Below are 17,040 nucleotides of genomic sequence, written 5' to 3'. Positions count from 1 at the left end.
CAATGCTGAATGCTACAGCAGTAGTGGCGGGTTGTGCCTGTTGTTTCACCAATCATGTGCAATAATTTTAGGCAATGTGTGGAAATTTTGACCATGGCCTTTTATCGATATCCGGATCCTGAAGTTCTGACGCCGGAAGAAATGGCGCAAGCCGATGAAAAGGCGGTGGAATTGGGCGTTGACAGTTTTCAGCTCATGTCGAGTGCCGCATCAGCCATTGTCGATGCTATCGCGCAATATTTTACCAAGGCAACCCATGTTGCGATTCTCGCCGGGCCGGGAAACAACGGTGGTGATGCCATTGTGGCAGCAACGCTGCTGAAAACCAGAGGTTCAAATGTTTCTCTGTTTATGGCGCGGGAGCCAGCGACTGCCGATGCACGAAAAGCCTTGGAACAATGGCCAGGCGGAACATTGCCACTCGATGAATTTTCACCGGAAAGCTTCGACCTCGTTGTTGACGGTCTGTTTGGCGCAGGTTTGCGCAGAGACCTGGCAGGAGTTGAAAAGCAGGCGATTGAGCGGCTGCAGGCTGGCTTGGCTCCTGTTCTTGCCATAGACCTGCCAAGCGGCGTTTCCGGGCTGGATGGCCGTGTCTTGGGATGTGCCGCGCAAGCGAACCTGACTGTCAGCTTTTTCAGACGAAAGCCCGGGCATTTGCTGGAGCCGGGGCGCTCGCTCTGCGGAAGGCTTTTGCTTGCCGATATCGGTGTGCCGGAAACCGTGCTGGAAGATATCGGTCCGCGTATTTTTGCCAACGAGCCTGAACTATGGGCAGATGCACTTCTGCGGCCGCAAAGTGCCCAGCACAAATACAGCAAAGGCCACGCGGCGGTTTTTTCGGGCGGTCACAGCCGAACCGGAGCGGCAAGACTGGCCGCAATGGCTGCGTTGAGAGCCGGTGCAGGGTTGGTAACCGTGCTCTCACCCTCATCTGCCGTTGCAGTCAACGCCGTCCATCTGACGGCAATCATGCTGAAGCGCTGCGATGATGCAAACGCGCTGAAAGACATTCTGCGCGATGCCAGATTGAATGCGTTTGTGCTGGGGCCAGGCTTTGGTATTGGCGATCTTGCGCGGGACTACGCCAATCTTGTCCTGGATGCGAAAAGGCGGCTGGTGCTGGATGCAGACGGCATAACCTCATTTGCCAGCCATTCTGCAGATTTGTTTCAACTGGCAGCAAGAAGCGCTGACAACCTTGTTATAACGCCGCATGACGGCGAATTTGCCAGATTGTTTCCATCGCTGGCAAAAGAAGCTGCGCTTGGCAAAGTGGAGCGGGCCCGCCTTGCTGCTCAAAAACTGGCTGGTGTGGTTGTGCTGAAGGGGGCCGATACGGTTATTGCTGCGCCGGATGGCCGTGCAGCTATCAACACATCTGGAACACCAGCATTGGCAACCGCTGGAACGGGCGATGTTCTCAGCGGTATTATTGCGGCGCAACTGGCCAACGGAGTTCCGGCATTCGAGGCCGCCTGTGCCGCAGTGTGGCTGCACGGGGTTGCGGGCCGCGAGTTTGGCCCCGGCCTTATCGCGGAGGATATGCCGGGATTGCTACCCGCAGCGCTGCGCAAGCTTTATTCACTCTGCGGCTTCAGCTTTCCCGATGGATCGGCGTGACAAAAGATCCTTCATGAACTTGCCTGTCCACGAACGCTGTTCCTTGACGATCTGCTCCGGTGTGCCGGTGGCCACGATCTCGCCGCCGCCGTCACCGCCCTCCGGTCCGATATCAATGACCCAGTCTGCGGTCTTGATGACTTCCAGATTGTGCTCGATGACAACCACCGTATTGCCCTGGTCCACCAGCTCGTGCAGCACTTCCAGCAGCTTTGCCACATCGTGAAAATGCAGGCCGGTTGTCGGTTCATCCAGAATATAGAGCGTTCGGCCTGTTGCCCGGCGGGACAGTTCCTTGGCAAGCTTGACGCGCTGCGCCTCACCACCTGAAAGCGTGGTAGCCTGCTGACCAACCTTGATATAGCCAAGCCCGACTTCCTTCAGCGTCGCAAGCTTGTCCCGCACAGCAGGCACGGCGGCAAAAAACTCCACGCCTTCTTCCACTGTCATATCCAGCACATCAGCAATCGACTTTTCCTTGAAAGTCACATCCAATGTTTCGCGGTTGTACCGCTTGCCGTGGCAGACATCGCAGGTCACGTAGACGTCGGGCAGAAAGTGCATTTCAATTTTGATAACGCCGTCGCCCTGACATGCCTCACACCGCCCGCCCTTGACGTTGAAGGAAAAGCGGCCCGGCTGATAGCCGCGTGCCTTGGCCTCCGGCAAAGCCGCAAACCAGTCACGGATTGGCGTGAAAGCGCCGGTATAGGTAGCGGGGTTCGAGCGCGGAGTACGGCCGATAGGCGACTGGTCGATATCAATCACCTTGTCCAAAAGCTCCAGACCCTCAATCCGGTCATGTTCCGCCGGTACATCGCGCGCATTGGAAATTCTGCGTGCCGCGGCTTTAAACAGAGTCTCGATCAGGAATGTGGATTTTCCGCCGCCGGAAACACCGGTAACGCAGGTCAAAAGACCCATCGGCACCTCTGCCGAAACATTTTTCAGATTGTTGCCACGCGCGCCCACAACCTTGATTGCCTTGCCCTTTTGCGCCTTGCGCCGTTTGGCCGGAACCGGAACGCCAAGATCGCCGGAAAGATAGCGTCCGGTGAGTGAAGCCGGGCTGGCCATGATTTCAGAAGGTGTGCCGGAGGCAATAACCTGCCCACCGTGAATGCCCGCCGCCGGTCCGATATCGACAACAAAGTCTGCCGTCATGATCGCATCTTCATCATGCTCCACGACAATGACGGTGTTGCCGATGTCCCGAAGATGTTTCAGCGTTACCAGCAATCGCTCATTGTCACGCTGGTGAAGACCAATGGATGGTTCGTCCAGCACGTAGAGGACGCCAGTCAGGCCGGAGCCGATTTGCGATGCCAGACGGATGCGCTGACTTTCACCACCGGAAAGCGTGCCGGATGCACGAGATAACGTCAGATAATCCAGCCCGACATCGACCAGAAATTTCAATCGCTCACAAATCTCTTTCAAAATCCGTACCGCAATTTCATTCTGTTTCTGGCTCATCTGCCCAGGCAGATCAGCAAACCATTCGGCTGCATTTCTGATGGAAAGCGCGGTAACCTCGCCAATATGCTGCCCGGCAATTTTGACTGCCAGAGCTTCCGGCTTCAACCTGAAGCCGTTGCATGCCGGGCAGGGCGTGGAGGACATATAGCGCTCGATCTCTTCCCGCGACCAGGCAGAGTCTGTTTCCTTCCACCGCCGTTCGAGGTTTGGAACAATGCCCTCAAAGGTTTTGTTAGCTGCATAAGACCGCAGGCCATCGCTGTATTTGAACTCTATTTTGGTGCGTCCGGTGCCATGCAGAATGGCGTCCTGTGACTCCTGCGTCAGCGCCGACCATTTGTCGGTGAGCTTGAACGAATATTGCCTGGCCAGTGCTTCCAGGGTTTGTGTGTAATAAGGTGAGGTGGACTTTGCCCAGGGCGCAATTGCCCCGGCTTTCAAAGTGCGGTTTTCATCCGGCACAATCAATTTTGGATCAATAGCCCTTTGTGTGCCAAGGCCGTCGCAAGTGGGGCAGGCGCCAAACGGATTGTTGAAGGAAAACAGCCGTGGCTCGATCTCCGGAATGGTGAAGCCGGAAACCGGGCAGGCAAAACGTTCAGAGAAAATGATCTGGCGTGGCTTGCCGCCTTCATCTTTCTCGTCAGCAAACTCTGCAACGGCCAGGCCATCGGCCAGTTTCAATGATGTTTCGAGTGAATCCGCCAGCCGTGCCTGGATATCGTCCCGCACGACGATACGATCCACCACAACATCAATGTCGTGCTTGTATTTCTTGTCGAGCGCCGGCGCATCGGCAATGTCATAAAATTCGCCATCTATGCGAACGCGCTGAAAGCCTTTTTTCTGAAGGTCTGCCAGTTCTTTGCGATATTCGCCCTTGCGCCCCCGCACCATTGGCGCCAGCAGAAAGAACCGGGTTCCTTCCGGCTGATCCATGATCCGGTCAACCATCTGGCTCACGGTCTGGCTTTCAATCGGCAGGCCCGTAACGGGTGAGTAGGGCACGCCGACGCGCGCAAACAACAGGCGCAGATAGTCGTAAATTTCCGTAACAGTGCCGACAGTGGACCGCGGGTTCTTCGAGGTTGTTTTCTGTTCGATGGAGATAGCCGGCGATAGCCCGTCTATCTGGTCGACATCCGGCTTCTGCATCATTTCCAGAAACTGGCGTGCATAGGCGGAAAGGCTTTCCACATAGCGCCGCTGACCCTCTGCATAAATGGTGTCAAATGCGAGCGACGATTTGCCCGATCCCGAAAGACCGGTCATCACCACAAGCTTGTCGCGGGGAATATCGATGTCGATATTTTTGAGATTATGCTCGCGCGCACCGCGAATGGAGATGACGTTCTTCATCTAGCCAGCCGTTCCAGGGAATGATTTGTTTCGGTCACATATCGTGCTTCAGTGCGGCAGAGAAAAGGTGCCTCTGCAAAAACACTTGACGTGGCCTTTTGTATGTTCTTTCTTTGTTCACGTCAACGAAGCATATGAGCGTTGATAAGGTTCGTTGAAACAACAAACCGGCTTGGCGCTCGATGCACAAGGGGCTAGTTTCGCTCCTTCAAGAACATTTGGAAATTGAGGTTGAAGCATGGCGGGCAGCGTAAACAAGGTCATTCTGGTGGGCAATCTGGGTGCCGATCCGGAGATTCGCCGCTTGAACTCCGGTGATGCGGTCGTGAACCTGCGCATTGCCACATCAGAATCATGGCGCGACCGTCAGTCCGGTGAGCGACGTGACAGGACCGAGTGGCACAATGTCGTTATTTTCAACGAAAACCTTGTGAAGGTCGCTGAGCAGTACCTGAAAAAGGGCGCCAAAGTGTACATCGAGGGGCAGTTGCAGACCCGTTCGTGGGATGACCAGTCCGGACAGAAGCGCTACACCACAGAAGTTGTTTTGCAGCGCTTCCGCGGGGAATTGCAGATGCTGGATGGCCGTGGCGAAGGTGGCTCCGGCGACAGCGCCGGTTACGACCGCGGTGGCGGCTCGTCTTCATCTGGCGGCGGCGGCGGTTATGACCGTGGCGGTCGCTCCGGTGGCTCGGGTGGCGGCGGCTATGATGATCGCAGCGGCGGCGGTAGCCGGCCTGGTAACGATATGGACGACGAAATCCCGTTCTGATTTTTTGCAGCAATCTTCAACGCCGAAGCATTCACTGCATAAGCGGTGAGCGCTTCGGCGTTACATTTTGCCGCACAGTTCAATTCAGATAAGCGATTGATGCGTTGAGCAAGGTCGCAAAGGCGACCCAGCACGCATAGGGCACAAACAGCAGCGCTGCTGCCTTGTCATGCCTGCGTGCCTGAACCATGAACAGCAGTATTGCAATCAACATGGCCACTATGATCACCAGAGCCAGCCAAGGCGACTGAAGCGCGAAAAATGCTGGTGACCACATCCAGTTCAGCACCATCTGAACGACCCAAAGCTGCATTGCCGCGCTGTTGGGGGCCATGCGCCAGATGCGCCACCCGGCAATCGCCACAAGTATATACAGAATTGTCCATACCGGGCCGAAAACCCAGGGGGGCGGGTTGAAGGCAGGCTTGACGAGATTCTGGTACCAGGTGCCTGGCGGCGTCAGATAGCCGATTGTCAGACTGATGCCGACAACGGCAAGGACGAAAATGATCATGGGGACAAGCGGGGAGTGATGACCGCTTTTGCCGGATACGATGTTGTTCATGCGCGCACCTGCCTCGTGAAGAACTCTGTGTAAAATTAGCGCGGACGTCGGGTTAAAAAAGGCAGTCGTTGCCGCTGACACTCCTGACGGCCTCAGCAAATCCGCCGACAGATTTGAGCTGTGGCAGGGCCAGTGCAAATGTCCCTATGCATGCCCCGCGCCGCGAAAATCATCCGGAAGGCGATCAGCGCATTGAACGGTAGAGCTCCCAGGCGCCATCCGCCACAAATTGCACGGCCAGAGCGGCCAGAAGAACGCCCAGAAGCCGCGTCACAACGGCCCTGCCGGTTACGCCCATGAGCCTGTCCAGTGGGCCTGCCACTGCCAGAAAAAGATATGTGGTGGCGCAGGCTACGCCAATGGTGAGCAGTAGCAGTGTTTGCCCCACAAAGCCCGGCAGATTGCCGGACAGAAGAATGACCGCAGATATGGCGCCTGGGCCGGCGATAAGAGGGATTGCCAACGGAAACGCTGCGATATGCGGAGTGTCGCTTGGCTGTGTTACCGCGCCTTCCGCACTTTTTTCCTTACGATGCTGGCGGGTGCCAAACACCAGCTCGAATGCAATGGTGAACAGGAAAAGTCCGCCGGCCACACGAAATGCTCCAAGCGAAATGCCAATTGTTTCAATGACAACCAGGCCGACCAAAGCAAATGTGCCGAGGATGAGAAAAGCGATGAAACAGGCCTGAATGGCAATTTTCTGACGGTATTTCGGGGCCATGCCAGGCGTCAGCGTTAAAAACAGCGGCACCAGGCCCAGCGGGTCGATGATGACGAACAACGCTACAAAGCCCGTCAAAAGCATATCGATCATAAAATAATCCGATTCTTTAAATGAATTTCCCGATGACTGGGCCGAATTTTGAGGCTTTGAACAAGCCGGTCATGGATAAAATGTCGAAAAAAATATCAGAAAAATCCACATCGATTTTAAGCCATTGAAATTGAATGAATTTCTGTGATTGAAGCCGGTCGGCATATTTGCAAATTGGTTGGGTCTCGGGCTATAAGCGGGCCAAGTTTTACAGACCCAAGGAACCGTGTTGGTAGACGATCTTAACGACACGCCGCAGCCGGAACGCCCGCGCGGCATCGAATCCGTTTCCATCATCGAGGAAATGCAACGCTCCTATCTCGATTACGCCATGAGCGTCATCGTCAGTCGGGCACTTCCCGATGTAAGGGACGGTCTCAAGCCGGTGCACCGCCGCGTCCTGTTTGCCATGTCCGAGATGGGACTGGCATTCAACCGGCCATTCCGCAAATCGGCAGGTGTCGTGGGTGAGGTTATGGGTAAATACCATCCTCACGGTGACTCATCCATCTACGATGCGCTTGTGCGTATGGCGCAGGACTTTTCCCTGCGCGCTCCGTTGATCAACGGCCAGGGCAATTTCGGTTCGATCGATGGCGATCCCGCCGCGGCGATGCGGTATACAGAGTGCAGACTGCAAAAGGTCTCCGAAGCGCTCTTGCAAGACATCGACAAGGAAACGGTCGATTTTCAGGAGAACTATGACGGCCGGGAAATGGAACCGGTCGTGCTTCCGGCACGCGTTCCCAACCTTCTGGTCAATGGCTCCGGCGGTATTGCCGTGGGCATGGCAACCAATATTCCGCCGCACAATCTCGGCGAAGTCGTGAATGGTTGTATCGCCATGATCGACAATCCGGCCATCACCCTGCCGGAACTGATGGAAATCATTCCTGGGCCCGATTTCCCAACCGGTGCAATTGTGCTGGGTCGGGCGGGTATTGCTTCGGCTTATACCACCGGTCGCGGTTCAATCCTCATGCGCGGCAAAGTGCATTTTGAGCAGATCCGTGGAGATCGTGAAGCGATTGTCATCACCGAAGTTCCCTACCAGGTGAACAAGGCCTCGATGATCGAGAAGATGGCCGATCTGGTGCGTGAAAAACGCGTCGAGGGCATTTCCGATATTCGCGACGAAAGTGACCGCGAAGGGTATCGCGTTGTTGTCGAGCTCAAGCGCGACGCTGCTGCCGATGTCGTGTTGAATCAGCTCTATCGGTTCACGCCGTTGCAAACCTCATTCGGTGCCAACATTGTGGCGTTGAATGGTGGCAAGCCGGAACAGTTGAACCTGATCGACATTCTGTCCGCCTTCATCGCCTTCCGCGAAGAAGTGGTGAACCGCCGTACCAAGTTCCTGCTGCGCAAAGCGCGCGAGCGGGCCCATGTATTGGTCGGTCTGGCGATTGCGGTCGCCAACATCGACGAAATCATCAAACTCATTCGAGAGGCTCCGGATCCGGCAACTGCGCGTGAGCAGCTGATGGGCCGTGAGTGGGAAGCCAAAGATGTTGCCCCGCTCATCCGTCTGATCGACGATCCGGCGCACCGCATCAGTGAGCAGAACACGTACAGGCTTTCTGAAACCCAGGCCCGCGCAATTCTGGATCTGCGCCTGCAGCGGCTTACAGCATTGGGTCGGGATGAAATCGGTGATGAGCTCAACCAGCTCGGCGCCGAGATCAAAGACTATCTGGATATTCTTTCGTCACGCGCTCGTGTGCGGGACATCATCAAGGAAGAGCTGGCTGCTGCGCGTGACGAGTTCGCAACGCCACGTCGTACCGAATTGTCGGAAGGCGCTTCCGATCTTGATGATGAAGATCTTATCCCGCGTGAAGACATGGTCGTCACCGTCAGCCATGGCGGATATATCAAGCGGGTGCCACTCACCACCTATCGGGCACAGCGGCGGGGTGGCAAGGGCCGCTCTGGCATGACGTTGAAAGGTGACGAAGACTCCGTCACCCGGCTGTTCGTGGCCAACACCCATACGCCGGTTCTGTTCTTCTCTTCCCGAGGCATAGTTTACAAGGAAAAGGTCTGGCGTTTGCCTTTGGCAACACCGCAGTCTCGCGGCAAGGCCTTGGTCAACATGCTGCCGCTTGAAAAGGGTGAGCGGATTACATCGATTCTGCCATTGCCGAACGATGAGGCTGCAGCGGAGAACCTGAATGTGATGTTTGCCACGACGCGGGGAACCGTTCGTCGCAACAAGCTGTCGGATTTTGTTCAGGTCAACCGCAATGGCAAGATTGCCATGAAGCTGGAAGAGGCCGGGGATGAAATCCTGGCCGTGGCGACCTGCTCTGAAGATGATGATGTGCTGCTGACGGCAGCATCAGGGCAGTGCATCCGGTTCCGCACCACCGACGTCCGCGTATTTGCCGGTCGCAATTCCGTAGGTGTGCGCGGCATGTCGCTTGCCGAAGGTGACAAGCTGATATCCATGGCGATCATGCGGCATGTGGAAGCCACGCCGGCCGAGCGTCTGACCTATCTGAAGATGCGCAGGGCGGTTGAAGGTGATCCGGTCAGTGAAGACGTGATTGATGAAGAAAACGCAGAAGACGCGCCACTGTCGTCAGAGCGTTATGCCTTCCTCAGCGCCAATGAGGAGTTCGTGCTGACGATCAGCGAATTTGGTTTCGGAAAGCGGTCCTCATCCTATGACTTCCGCGTTATTGGCCGCGGCGGCAAAGGCATTCGCGCCACTGATGTTTCGCGCATTGGCGATATCGGTCCGCTTATTGCGGGCTTCCCGGTGGAAGATGGCGACCAGATTTTGCTGATTTCCGACCGTGGGCAGATGATTCGCGTTCCGGTCAATGGCATTCGCATCGCCAGCCGCGCCACCAAGGGTGTGACCATTTTCAACACCGCTGAAGGTGAGCGTGTTGTGTCGGTGGAACGCATTCCTGATCAAGGTGAGGGTGAGGTTGATGAGGACGAGCTGCCAGCAGAGGGCGGCGGTTCCGAGTAAACGGCTGCAAACAGAATCAGAAAGGCCGGGCGCATGCGTCCGGCCTTTTCTTGTTAGTAGTGATGTTGTCTGCGGATGAGCTTAAAGCCCGTCAATACATAACGCGATTGCGCCGGACGGCAGCTTTGACCCGCTTTTTACCAAGCTCATTGTGAAGTGCGACCGCGGTGGCCGTCAGCAGCGTAACGACCATGGCCAAGGATAGAGCAAATGCCAACATTCCAAGCCTCCTGATTGAGCGAGAAACGTAAAGCAAACTGCTTTGTTCCACATTTACCGCTATTGGCTGCTGGCGACAGGTCGCGCTAAGCCTTTTCCTGCGCTAAACATGCCATGAATTTTCTGGCAAAGCGGTTTCTGCATTGTCTCTAATTTTAATGATACGCCTTTGGCTGAAAAGAAGGTTACGAAGCGATGAACACGCCGCGGCGAGGTTTGTATTCCGGCTCATTCGACCCGTTAACCAACGGCCATCTGGATGTGCTTGCCAGAGGCTTGCAGCTTTTTGACGAGTTGATTGTCGCCATTGGCATTCACCCCGGCAAAACCCCGATGTTCAGCCCGGTGGAGCGAACCGAGATGATTGCAGCGGCGACCCGTGAACTGGCCGGGCATGAGCGCTTACGCGTGGTTGAATTCTCGGGCCTGGTTGTGGATGTCGCACGCAGTCAGGGGGCAGGTTTTCTGCTGCGCGGTCTGCGCGACGGAACCGATCTTGACTATGAGTTTCAAATGAGCGGAATGAACCGGCAGCTTGCCCCGGCCATTGATACGATATTTTTGCCCGCAAGCACCGGGGTCAGGCCCATAACGGCCACATTGGTGCGGCAAATCGCTCAAATGGGTGGTGACATTGGCGGGTTCGTTCCGCCAGTGGTTGCCAAAGCCATTAAAGAAAAGGTCCGGCGTGCGGGTTAACCTCCTCGATGCGTCAGGTTTGGAACGGAGTTTTTTCCATGAAGCTTTTTGCTCGTCTGGGTTTGGTTGCCGGCATTATTGCCTCCACCTTCACGTTGTCTGCTGAAGCGCAGGAGGCCGACTCTGAAAACAGGCTTGTGATCAGCCTTGAAAAGGGCGATGTGACAATTCAGTTGCGTCCGGACCTTGCGCCCCGTCACGTTGAACAGATCCGCAAACTGGCGGCGGACGGCTTTTACGATGGCATTGTTTTCCACCGGGTGATTGACGGCTTCATGGCGCAGACCGGCGATCCGACAGGCACGGGCAGTGGCGGATCGACCTTGCCGGACCTGCCTTCGGAATTTTCCAACGAGACGTTCGATCGCGGCACCGTTGGCATGGCGCGCACCAATGATCCCAACTCGGCCAATTCACAATTTTTCATCATGCTTGCGGATGGGGATTTTCTGGACGGTCAGTACACCGTCATTGGCGACGTTGTTTCCGGCATGGAACTGGTGGACCAGATCAAAAAAGGCGACGCGGCGACCAATGGTGTGGTGAACAACCCCGACAAAATGCTGAAGGTGCGCCTGGGCGAATAAAACTCAGGCAGTTTGTCCGTGAAAGTCCATCGGCGAGGCGTTTCCTCGAATCGCGAAACTTGATTAAACCAGTGGTTGTATTGCCGGAAGTGACCAGCTTGCGCTGGTATCTGGTTTCCATTGCCCGAATTTGAAAGGAACTGACATGACCTTCGAAAACCCGGAGGACACGCTTGTCCTCGAAACGACCAAAGGCCGCGTTGTCATCAAGCTGCGGCCTGACCTTGCCCCCGGGCATGTTGCGCGGGTCAAGGAGCTGGCGCGTGAGGAATTTTATGATGGCGTTGTCTTCCACCGCGTAATCGATGGCTTCATGGCGCAGACGGGCGATCCCACGGGCACCGGCATGGGCGGTTCCGACAAGCCGGATCTGAAGGCGGAATTTTCTGCCGAGCCGCACAAGCGTGGCACAGTTTCCGCCGCACGCAGCGGCAACCCGAATTCTGCAAACTCGCAGTTTTTCATCTGTTTCGAAACTGCGCCATGGCTGGACAAGCAATATTCGGTCTGGGGTGAGGTCGTTGAGGGCATGGACGTGGTTGATCAGATCAAGCGCGGCGAACCGGTTCGCGATCCTGATTCCATCACGACAATGCGCGTGGCGGCAGACCTGTAAGAACGGAATACAGACATGCGGGTCGATCTTTTCGACTTCGACCTTCCGGAAGAGCGGATCGCACTGCGGCCCGCTCTTCCGCGTGAGTCGGGCAGACTTTTGCAGGTTCCCGCCAGCGGAACCTTGCAGGACCACATCATTGCCGACCTGCCGGGCCTTTTACGCCCGGGAGACTGCCTTGTGTTCAATGATACCAGGGTCATTCCCGCCCGTCTTTTCGGCATACGCCAAAGGGGCGATACACAGGCCCGCATCGAAGCTCTTCTTCATATGCGTCAGGGTGCAGACAGCTGGCGGGCATTTTTGAAGCCGGCCAAGCGGGTGCAGGTTGGCGAGTGGTTGAGCTTTAGCGAAGCACTTTCAGCGCAGGTGGTGCACAAGGGTGAAGCGGGAGAGGCAACCCTGGTTTTTGACCAGTCGGGTCCGGCGCTGGACACCGCCATTGCGATTGCAGGCACCCTGCCGCTGCCGCCTTACATAGCCTCAAAAAGGGCTGTGGATGAGCAGGACCGCAAGGACTATCAGACAATCTACTCCAAGGACGCCGGAGCGGTCGCTGCGCCAACGGCGGGCTTGCATTTCACACCTGAACTCATGGCGGCTCTGGAAGCTCACGGGCTGGAAGAACTGTTTGTCACCCTGCATGTGGGGGCGGGCACATTTTTGCCGGTCAAGGCAGATGACACGCAGGAACACCGTATGCATGGTGAAATCGGCTCGCTGGATGCCGCCACGGCCGACCGGTTGAATGCTGCGCGGGCCGAGGGCCGGCGTATTGTGGCGGTTGGAACCACTTCTTTGCGGCTCTTGGAATCCGCCGCCGATGAAAATGGCGTCATACATCCGTATCATGCTGCCACAGAGATTTTCATCACGCCCGGTTATCAGTTCCGTGCAGTGGACGTTTTGCTGACGAATTTTCACCTGCCGCGGTCCACGCTTTTTATGCTGGTTTCTGCGTTCAGCGGCCTGGAAAAAATGCATGCGGCCTATGCACATGCCATTGCGACAGGCTATCGCTTCTATTCATACGGCGATGCGTGTCTTTTGGAACGATCATGACAAGCGAATTTACCTTTGAACTTCTGGCGCGCGATGGTCTGGCCCGGCGCGGAGAAATCTCCATGCCACGCGGTGCCATCCGGACGCCCGCCTTCATGCCCGTTGGCACGGCGGGCACTGTCAAGGCGATGTATCTGGAGCAGGTGCGGGATCTGGGCTCAGACATTATTCTGGGCAATGTGTACCATCTGATGCTTCGCCCGGGCGCAGAGCGGGTTGCCCGGTTGGGCGGCCTGCATGAGTTTGCCCGCTGGCCATGGCCGATCCTTACAGATTCCGGCGGTTTTCAGGTCATGTCGCTGGCCAGTCTGCGCAAGCTTACTGAAAAGGGTGTCACATTCCGCTCGCATATTGATGGTTCGGCTTATGAACTCACCCCAGAGCGGTCCATTGAAATCCAGGGACTGCTGGACAGTGACATTCAGATGCAACTGGATGAGTGCATCCGCCTGCCTGCAGAACGCAGTGAAATCGAGCGGGCCATGGAAATGTCGCTGCGCTGGGCGGAACGCTCCGCTGTTGCCTTTGGCAGCCAACCGGGCAAGGCAATGTTCGGTATTGTACAGGGCGGCGACCAGCCGGATCTGCGCGTCCGGTCGGCAGAGCATCTGGCAGCAATGAATTTGAAGGGTTATTCGATCGGCGGTCTGGCCGTGGGCGAGCCACAGTCCGTAATGCTGGCCATGCTGGGCGAAACGCTGCCCGCGCTGCCGGTGGAAAAGCCGCGTTACCTGATGGGTGTGGGAACGCCGGATGATATTTTGAAGAGCGTGGCGCTGGGCGTCGATATGTTCGATTGCGTTATGCCAACCCGGGCCGGGCGTCATGGCCTGGCGTTTACCCGCCATGGTCGCATCAACCTGAAAAACGCCTGTCACGCGGAAGATAGCAGGCCACTGGACGAAACGTCTGAATGCCCTGCCACCCGCGACTATTCACGCGCCTATCTTCACCATCTGGTGCGCTGTGACGAGGCTTTGGGCGGCATGTTGCTGACCTGGAACAATCTGGCTTACTATCAGTCGCTCATGGCTGGCATTCGCGAGGCAATATCCGCCGGGCGATTTGCCGATTTTGCTGCGGAGACGACAGAGGGTTGGCAAAAGGGCGAGGCTTTGCGAAAGGCCGCCTGAAAAATGCAGTATGCCATGGCGAAAGATGCACTCAGCATCCATATGTTCGTCGTGGCAGAGAGTGGTAATGACCCCGGAAAGGGCGTGGCGTGGCTTTCGAGAAATCTCCCGTTTCCGCTGAAGGCGTTGAGAATCTGGTGTTTGGCGCTCCTGGAACTTTGCGTGCGGAACGTGCGGTAGCAGAATTGCGGGCAGGGCGTCCGGTTGTTCTGCACTCTGAAAAGGGTGATGTGGCCGTTCTGGCGCTGGATACTGCTACCCCGGCAATATACGAGGCATTCATGGCCGCCTCGGCTGATCGGGGCATGCTTTATCTGACGCCACCGCGAGCGAAGGTTCTTGGCCTGGACGCTCCCAGCGGTGCCTTGGTGCCTGCCGCCGGGCTGGATTATCACAGCCTGTGCCAGCTTGGTTACATGCGCAGCAGCGCTGCCCCGATGAAGTGGAGCGCAGGTACGCCACTGGCTGCGCAGAGCGCATTGCTGGCGCGCGTTGCGCTTTTGCTGCCTGCCATTCTTGTCGCGGACATTCAACCGGATGAACCGCTGTTCTCTGCCTGCATTGTGGTTATGGCCGATGATGTCGAAGAGAGTTATCGAGGGGCCGCGCAACAGTTTCAGGAAGTGGCGCGTACACCCGTTCCGCTGAAGAATGCGGGCACTTGTGAGTTTGTCATTTTCCGCGGCGGGTTTGCGCAGCGGGATCAATTGGCCATCATTGTCGGCAAGCCGGATTTCAATCAGCCTGTGCCGGTGCGCGTGCATTCATCCTGCATAACCGGTGATCTGTTCGGCTCATTGAAATGCGATTGCGGTGACCAGTTGAACAGCGGGCTGCAAATTCTGGGCGAACTGGGTGGCGGCATTCTGCTCTATCTGGATCAGGAAGGCCGGGGAACCGGTCTGGCCTCTAAAATGCGGGCCTATGGTTTGCAGCATCAAGGGCTGGATACCGTGGATGCCGACGCGCATCTGGGCTTTGGTGGCGATGAACGTCGATACGAGGCCGCGGTTGCGATGTTGCGCGGGCTTGGTGTGCACTCTGTGGAGCTGCTGACCAACAATCCGGCAAAGATTGCCTATCTGTCAGCAAGTGGAATTGAGGTTTTGGCACGCGTTCCAGTTGAAGGCAGTGTCACTACAGAAAATGAAAACTATCTGCGCACCAAAGTGGCACGCTCCGGGCATATCATGGACGTTGATACGATGATCGAGCGCAACTCCTGAAACTCAGGAGTTCCCGCAACTTGGATACTGTCCCGTTGAATTGAAATCGCTTCACAGGAATACGACAACGCTGCGAGACAAAAAGCGCAGGCGATCTGCGGATCACCTGCGCTCTGTCAATGCCTAAAGGATTGCTCAGCCTTTCCGCTTTGGCTTCTTTGCGCCTGCGCCAAACTTGCCGGCTTTTTCCTTGTCGCGGGAAAATGGCGGCTTGCTGCGTCTTGGTGCGGCTTTGTCCGCAGCACCGGGAACGCGGTCTGACTGACCGATGGTGATATCGTCGCCATCTGTGCCAACGGCGGCAGAGGCGAAGCGCTGGGCGGCCTCCTGCGAGATTTCAAACTTGGTTTCCCGTTCGAAAATGCGAATGGCACCAATATCGTCCCGGGTGATGCGTCCACGGCGGCAAAGCATCGGCAGCAGCCATTTCGGGTCTGCATTGTTGCGCTTGCCAATGTTCATGAAGAACCAGGTTGTGGCTCCGCGCGGACCCGCAGGCCGCTCACGCCGCTCTTTCTTATCCTTGCCATAGTCCGGCTTGGCGTCGCGGGCAAAGCCGGGGTCAAACACATCTTCGGGCGCGGGCAATCTGGAACGATAAATCCTGACGAGGGCCGCTGCAATCTCTTCCGCCGAGCGGCTTTCCAGCAGAAACTGAGCCGTCGCAATGTCCTGCTCTGATGCAGGCTCCAGCAAAATCGGGTCAGAAGCAAGGCGCATGTCATCCAGCTTGCGGATCTCTTCCGGAGACGGTGCAGCACCCCATTTCGCGCTGACGCTGGCCTCTGCCAGAAGTCTTTCTGCCTTGCGGCGGCGGGAAACCGGAACCAGCAGCACCGAAACTCCCTTGCGTCCGGCACGGCCCGTGCGGCCACTGCGGTGCTGAAGTGTTTCAGCGTCATTCGGCAGCTCGGCATGCACCACCAGATCCAGGCTTGGCAGGTCCAGTCCGCGTGCAGCGACATCCGTTGCCACGCAGACGCGGGCACGTCCATCGCGCAATGCCTGCATTGTATGGTTGCGCTCGTTCTGGCCAAGTTCGCCAGAAAGCGACACGGCGGAAAATCCGCGCTCTATCAGGCCAGCATGCAGATGGCGCACTGTTTCACGCGTGTTGCAAAACACAATCGCGCTGGGTGCATCGGCATGGCGCAGCAGATTAACCACTGCGTGTTCCATTTCATTGGGCGCAATGCGCACCGCCCGATATTCGATGTCCGAGTGACCACCGGTTGCAGCTTCTACCTGCAGGCGTTGAGCCTGGCGCTGATACCGCTTTGCCATGGCCAGAACTGTCTTGGGCAGGGTGGCTGAGAACAGCAGCGTGCGGCGGGATGACGGGGTTGCCTCCAGCAAGAACTCAAGGTCTTCCCTGAAGCCGAGATTCAGCATCTCATCAGCCTCATCCAGAACCAGCACCTGCAAATTTGCAATTTTCAGGCGGCCACGTTCCAGATGGTCGCGCAGACGACCCGGTGTGCCGACAACAATATGCGCGCCAGCCTGCAATGTCCGCTGTTCGGCCCGCGGGTCCATGCCACCAACGCAACTGACAACGCGTGCCCCCGCTTCAGCGTACAACCATTCAAGCTCGCTGCGCACCTGCAAGGCCAGTTCGCGGGTTGGGGCAACCACCAGCGCCAAAGGCTCACCAGCAGGCGGCAGTGTGTCGCCGCTTTTCAAAAGGTCGGATGCAAAAGCCAGCCCGTAGGCAACCGTTTTACCGGAGCCGGTTTTGGCAGAAACAATCAGGTCCTTGCCGTCCAGCGCGGGATCCTGGGTCGCCGCTTGAACAGGCGTTGCCTGAGTGTAAGAGCGTCCGGCAAGAGCCTTGGCAAGGGCAGGGTGGGTAGAACTAAAAGGCAAAGAAGAATTCCTTGAGGTGTCGCTTTTGGATAAG

At 56.8% G+C, this 17,040-nt stretch carries 14 protein-coding genes; 9 read left to right on the top strand and 5 right to left on the bottom strand.

All coding sequences use genetic code 11. The features are described from left to right. The first annotated feature begins 93 nt into the window (after positions 1–93). Positions 94–1,623 (top strand): NAD(P)H-hydrate dehydratase, encoded by a 1,530-nt coding sequence (locus FPY71_RS08535; RefSeq protein ID WP_149299601.1) that lies wholly within the window; start codon positions 94–96, stop codon positions 1,621–1,623. On the opposite strand, the gene uvrA is transcribed toward FPY71_RS08535, so the two are convergent. Beyond that, the gene (gene uvrA, locus FPY71_RS08530; protein WP_149299599.1) at positions 1,585–4,461 is read right to left on the bottom strand and encodes an excinuclease ABC subunit UvrA; all 2,877 of its coding nucleotides are present in this window, start codon (positions 4,459–4,461) and stop codon (positions 1,585–1,587) included. The two genes, FPY71_RS08535 and uvrA, sit on opposite strands and share 39 nt — an antisense overlap. A 238-nt stretch (positions 4,462–4,699) precedes the next feature. On the opposite strand from uvrA, the gene ssb reads away from it, so the two are divergent. Continuing rightward, positions 4,700–5,233 carry a single-stranded DNA-binding protein gene (ssb, locus tag FPY71_RS08525; protein WP_149299598.1) on the top strand — a complete coding sequence of 178 codons (534 nt, stop codon included), beginning with the start codon at positions 4,700–4,702 and terminating at the stop codon, positions 5,231–5,233. A gap of 79 nt (positions 5,234–5,312) precedes the next feature. Here ssb and FPY71_RS08520 read toward each other — a convergent pair whose 3' ends face one another. Together FPY71_RS08520 and FPY71_RS08515 are read right to left on the bottom strand one after the other, a co-directional pair. Continuing rightward, the gene (locus FPY71_RS08520; RefSeq protein ID WP_246160236.1) at positions 5,313–5,798 is read right to left on the bottom strand and encodes a TspO/MBR family protein; all 486 of its coding nucleotides are present in this window, start codon (positions 5,796–5,798) and stop codon (positions 5,313–5,315) included. A 184-nt stretch (positions 5,799–5,982) separates the two neighbouring features. Then, on the bottom strand, positions 5,983–6,615 hold the full coding sequence (locus FPY71_RS08515; RefSeq protein ID WP_149299597.1) for a MarC family protein: 633 nt from the start codon (positions 6,613–6,615) through the stop codon (positions 5,983–5,985). 226 nt (positions 6,616–6,841) lie between these two features. On the opposite strand from FPY71_RS08515, the gene gyrA reads away from it, so the two are divergent. Continuing rightward, complete coding sequence (gene gyrA / locus FPY71_RS08510) at positions 6,842–9,598, top strand: DNA gyrase subunit A (RefSeq protein WP_425457872.1); 2,757 nt, start codon at positions 6,842–6,844, stop codon at positions 9,596–9,598. 91 nt (positions 9,599–9,689) lie between these two features. On the opposite strand, the gene FPY71_RS18755 is transcribed toward gyrA, so the two are convergent. Next, on the bottom strand, positions 9,690–9,818 hold the full coding sequence (locus FPY71_RS18755) for a hypothetical protein (RefSeq protein ID WP_281287490.1): 129 nt from the start codon (positions 9,816–9,818) through the stop codon (positions 9,690–9,692). A gap of 194 nt (positions 9,819–10,012) precedes the next feature. Between FPY71_RS18755 and coaD the strand changes: the two genes are divergently transcribed. From coaD to ribA, 6 genes are all read left to right on the top strand, one after another. Further along, the gene (gene coaD, locus FPY71_RS08505; RefSeq protein WP_149299595.1) at positions 10,013–10,516 is read left to right on the top strand and encodes a pantetheine-phosphate adenylyltransferase; all 504 of its coding nucleotides are present in this window, start codon (positions 10,013–10,015) and stop codon (positions 10,514–10,516) included. A gap of 38 nt (positions 10,517–10,554) precedes the next feature. After that, positions 10,555–11,103: a peptidylprolyl isomerase gene (locus tag FPY71_RS08500; RefSeq protein WP_149299593.1), complete on the top strand. Its 549-nt coding sequence runs from the start codon at positions 10,555–10,557 to the stop codon at positions 11,101–11,103. A gap of 145 nt (positions 11,104–11,248) precedes the next feature. Next, a complete protein-coding gene (locus FPY71_RS08495) occupies positions 11,249–11,719 on the top strand; it encodes a peptidylprolyl isomerase (RefSeq protein ID WP_149299591.1) in 471 nt (156 codons plus the stop codon). Between the two features lie 15 nt (positions 11,720–11,734). Beyond that, complete coding sequence (gene queA / locus FPY71_RS08490; RefSeq protein ID WP_149299589.1) at positions 11,735–12,781, top strand: tRNA preQ1(34) S-adenosylmethionine ribosyltransferase-isomerase QueA; 1,047 nt, start codon at positions 11,735–11,737, stop codon at positions 12,779–12,781. Further along, entirely contained in the window at positions 12,778–13,914 is a 1,137-nt protein-coding gene (tgt, locus tag FPY71_RS08485; RefSeq protein ID WP_149299587.1) for a tRNA guanosine(34) transglycosylase Tgt, read from the top strand. Before queA ends, tgt begins: the two co-directional genes overlap by 4 nt. Before the next feature lie 89 nt (positions 13,915–14,003). Further along, complete coding sequence (gene ribA / locus FPY71_RS08480; protein ID WP_149299585.1) at positions 14,004–15,140, top strand: GTP cyclohydrolase II RibA; 1,137 nt, start codon at positions 14,004–14,006, stop codon at positions 15,138–15,140. Between the two features lie 135 nt (positions 15,141–15,275). Here ribA and FPY71_RS08475 read toward each other — a convergent pair whose 3' ends face one another. After that, positions 15,276–17,006: a DEAD/DEAH box helicase gene (locus FPY71_RS08475; RefSeq protein ID WP_149299583.1), complete on the bottom strand. Its 1,731-nt coding sequence runs from the start codon at positions 17,004–17,006 to the stop codon at positions 15,276–15,278. Positions 17,007–17,040: the final 34 nt, after the last annotated feature.

It is taken from the genome of Aureimonas fodinaquatilis (assembly GCF_008369445.1).
GTDB classification, from domain to species: domain Bacteria; phylum Pseudomonadota; class Alphaproteobacteria; order Rhizobiales; family Rhizobiaceae; genus Aureimonas; species Aureimonas fodinaquatilis.
This window is presented reverse-complemented; position numbering and strand designations above follow the sequence as displayed.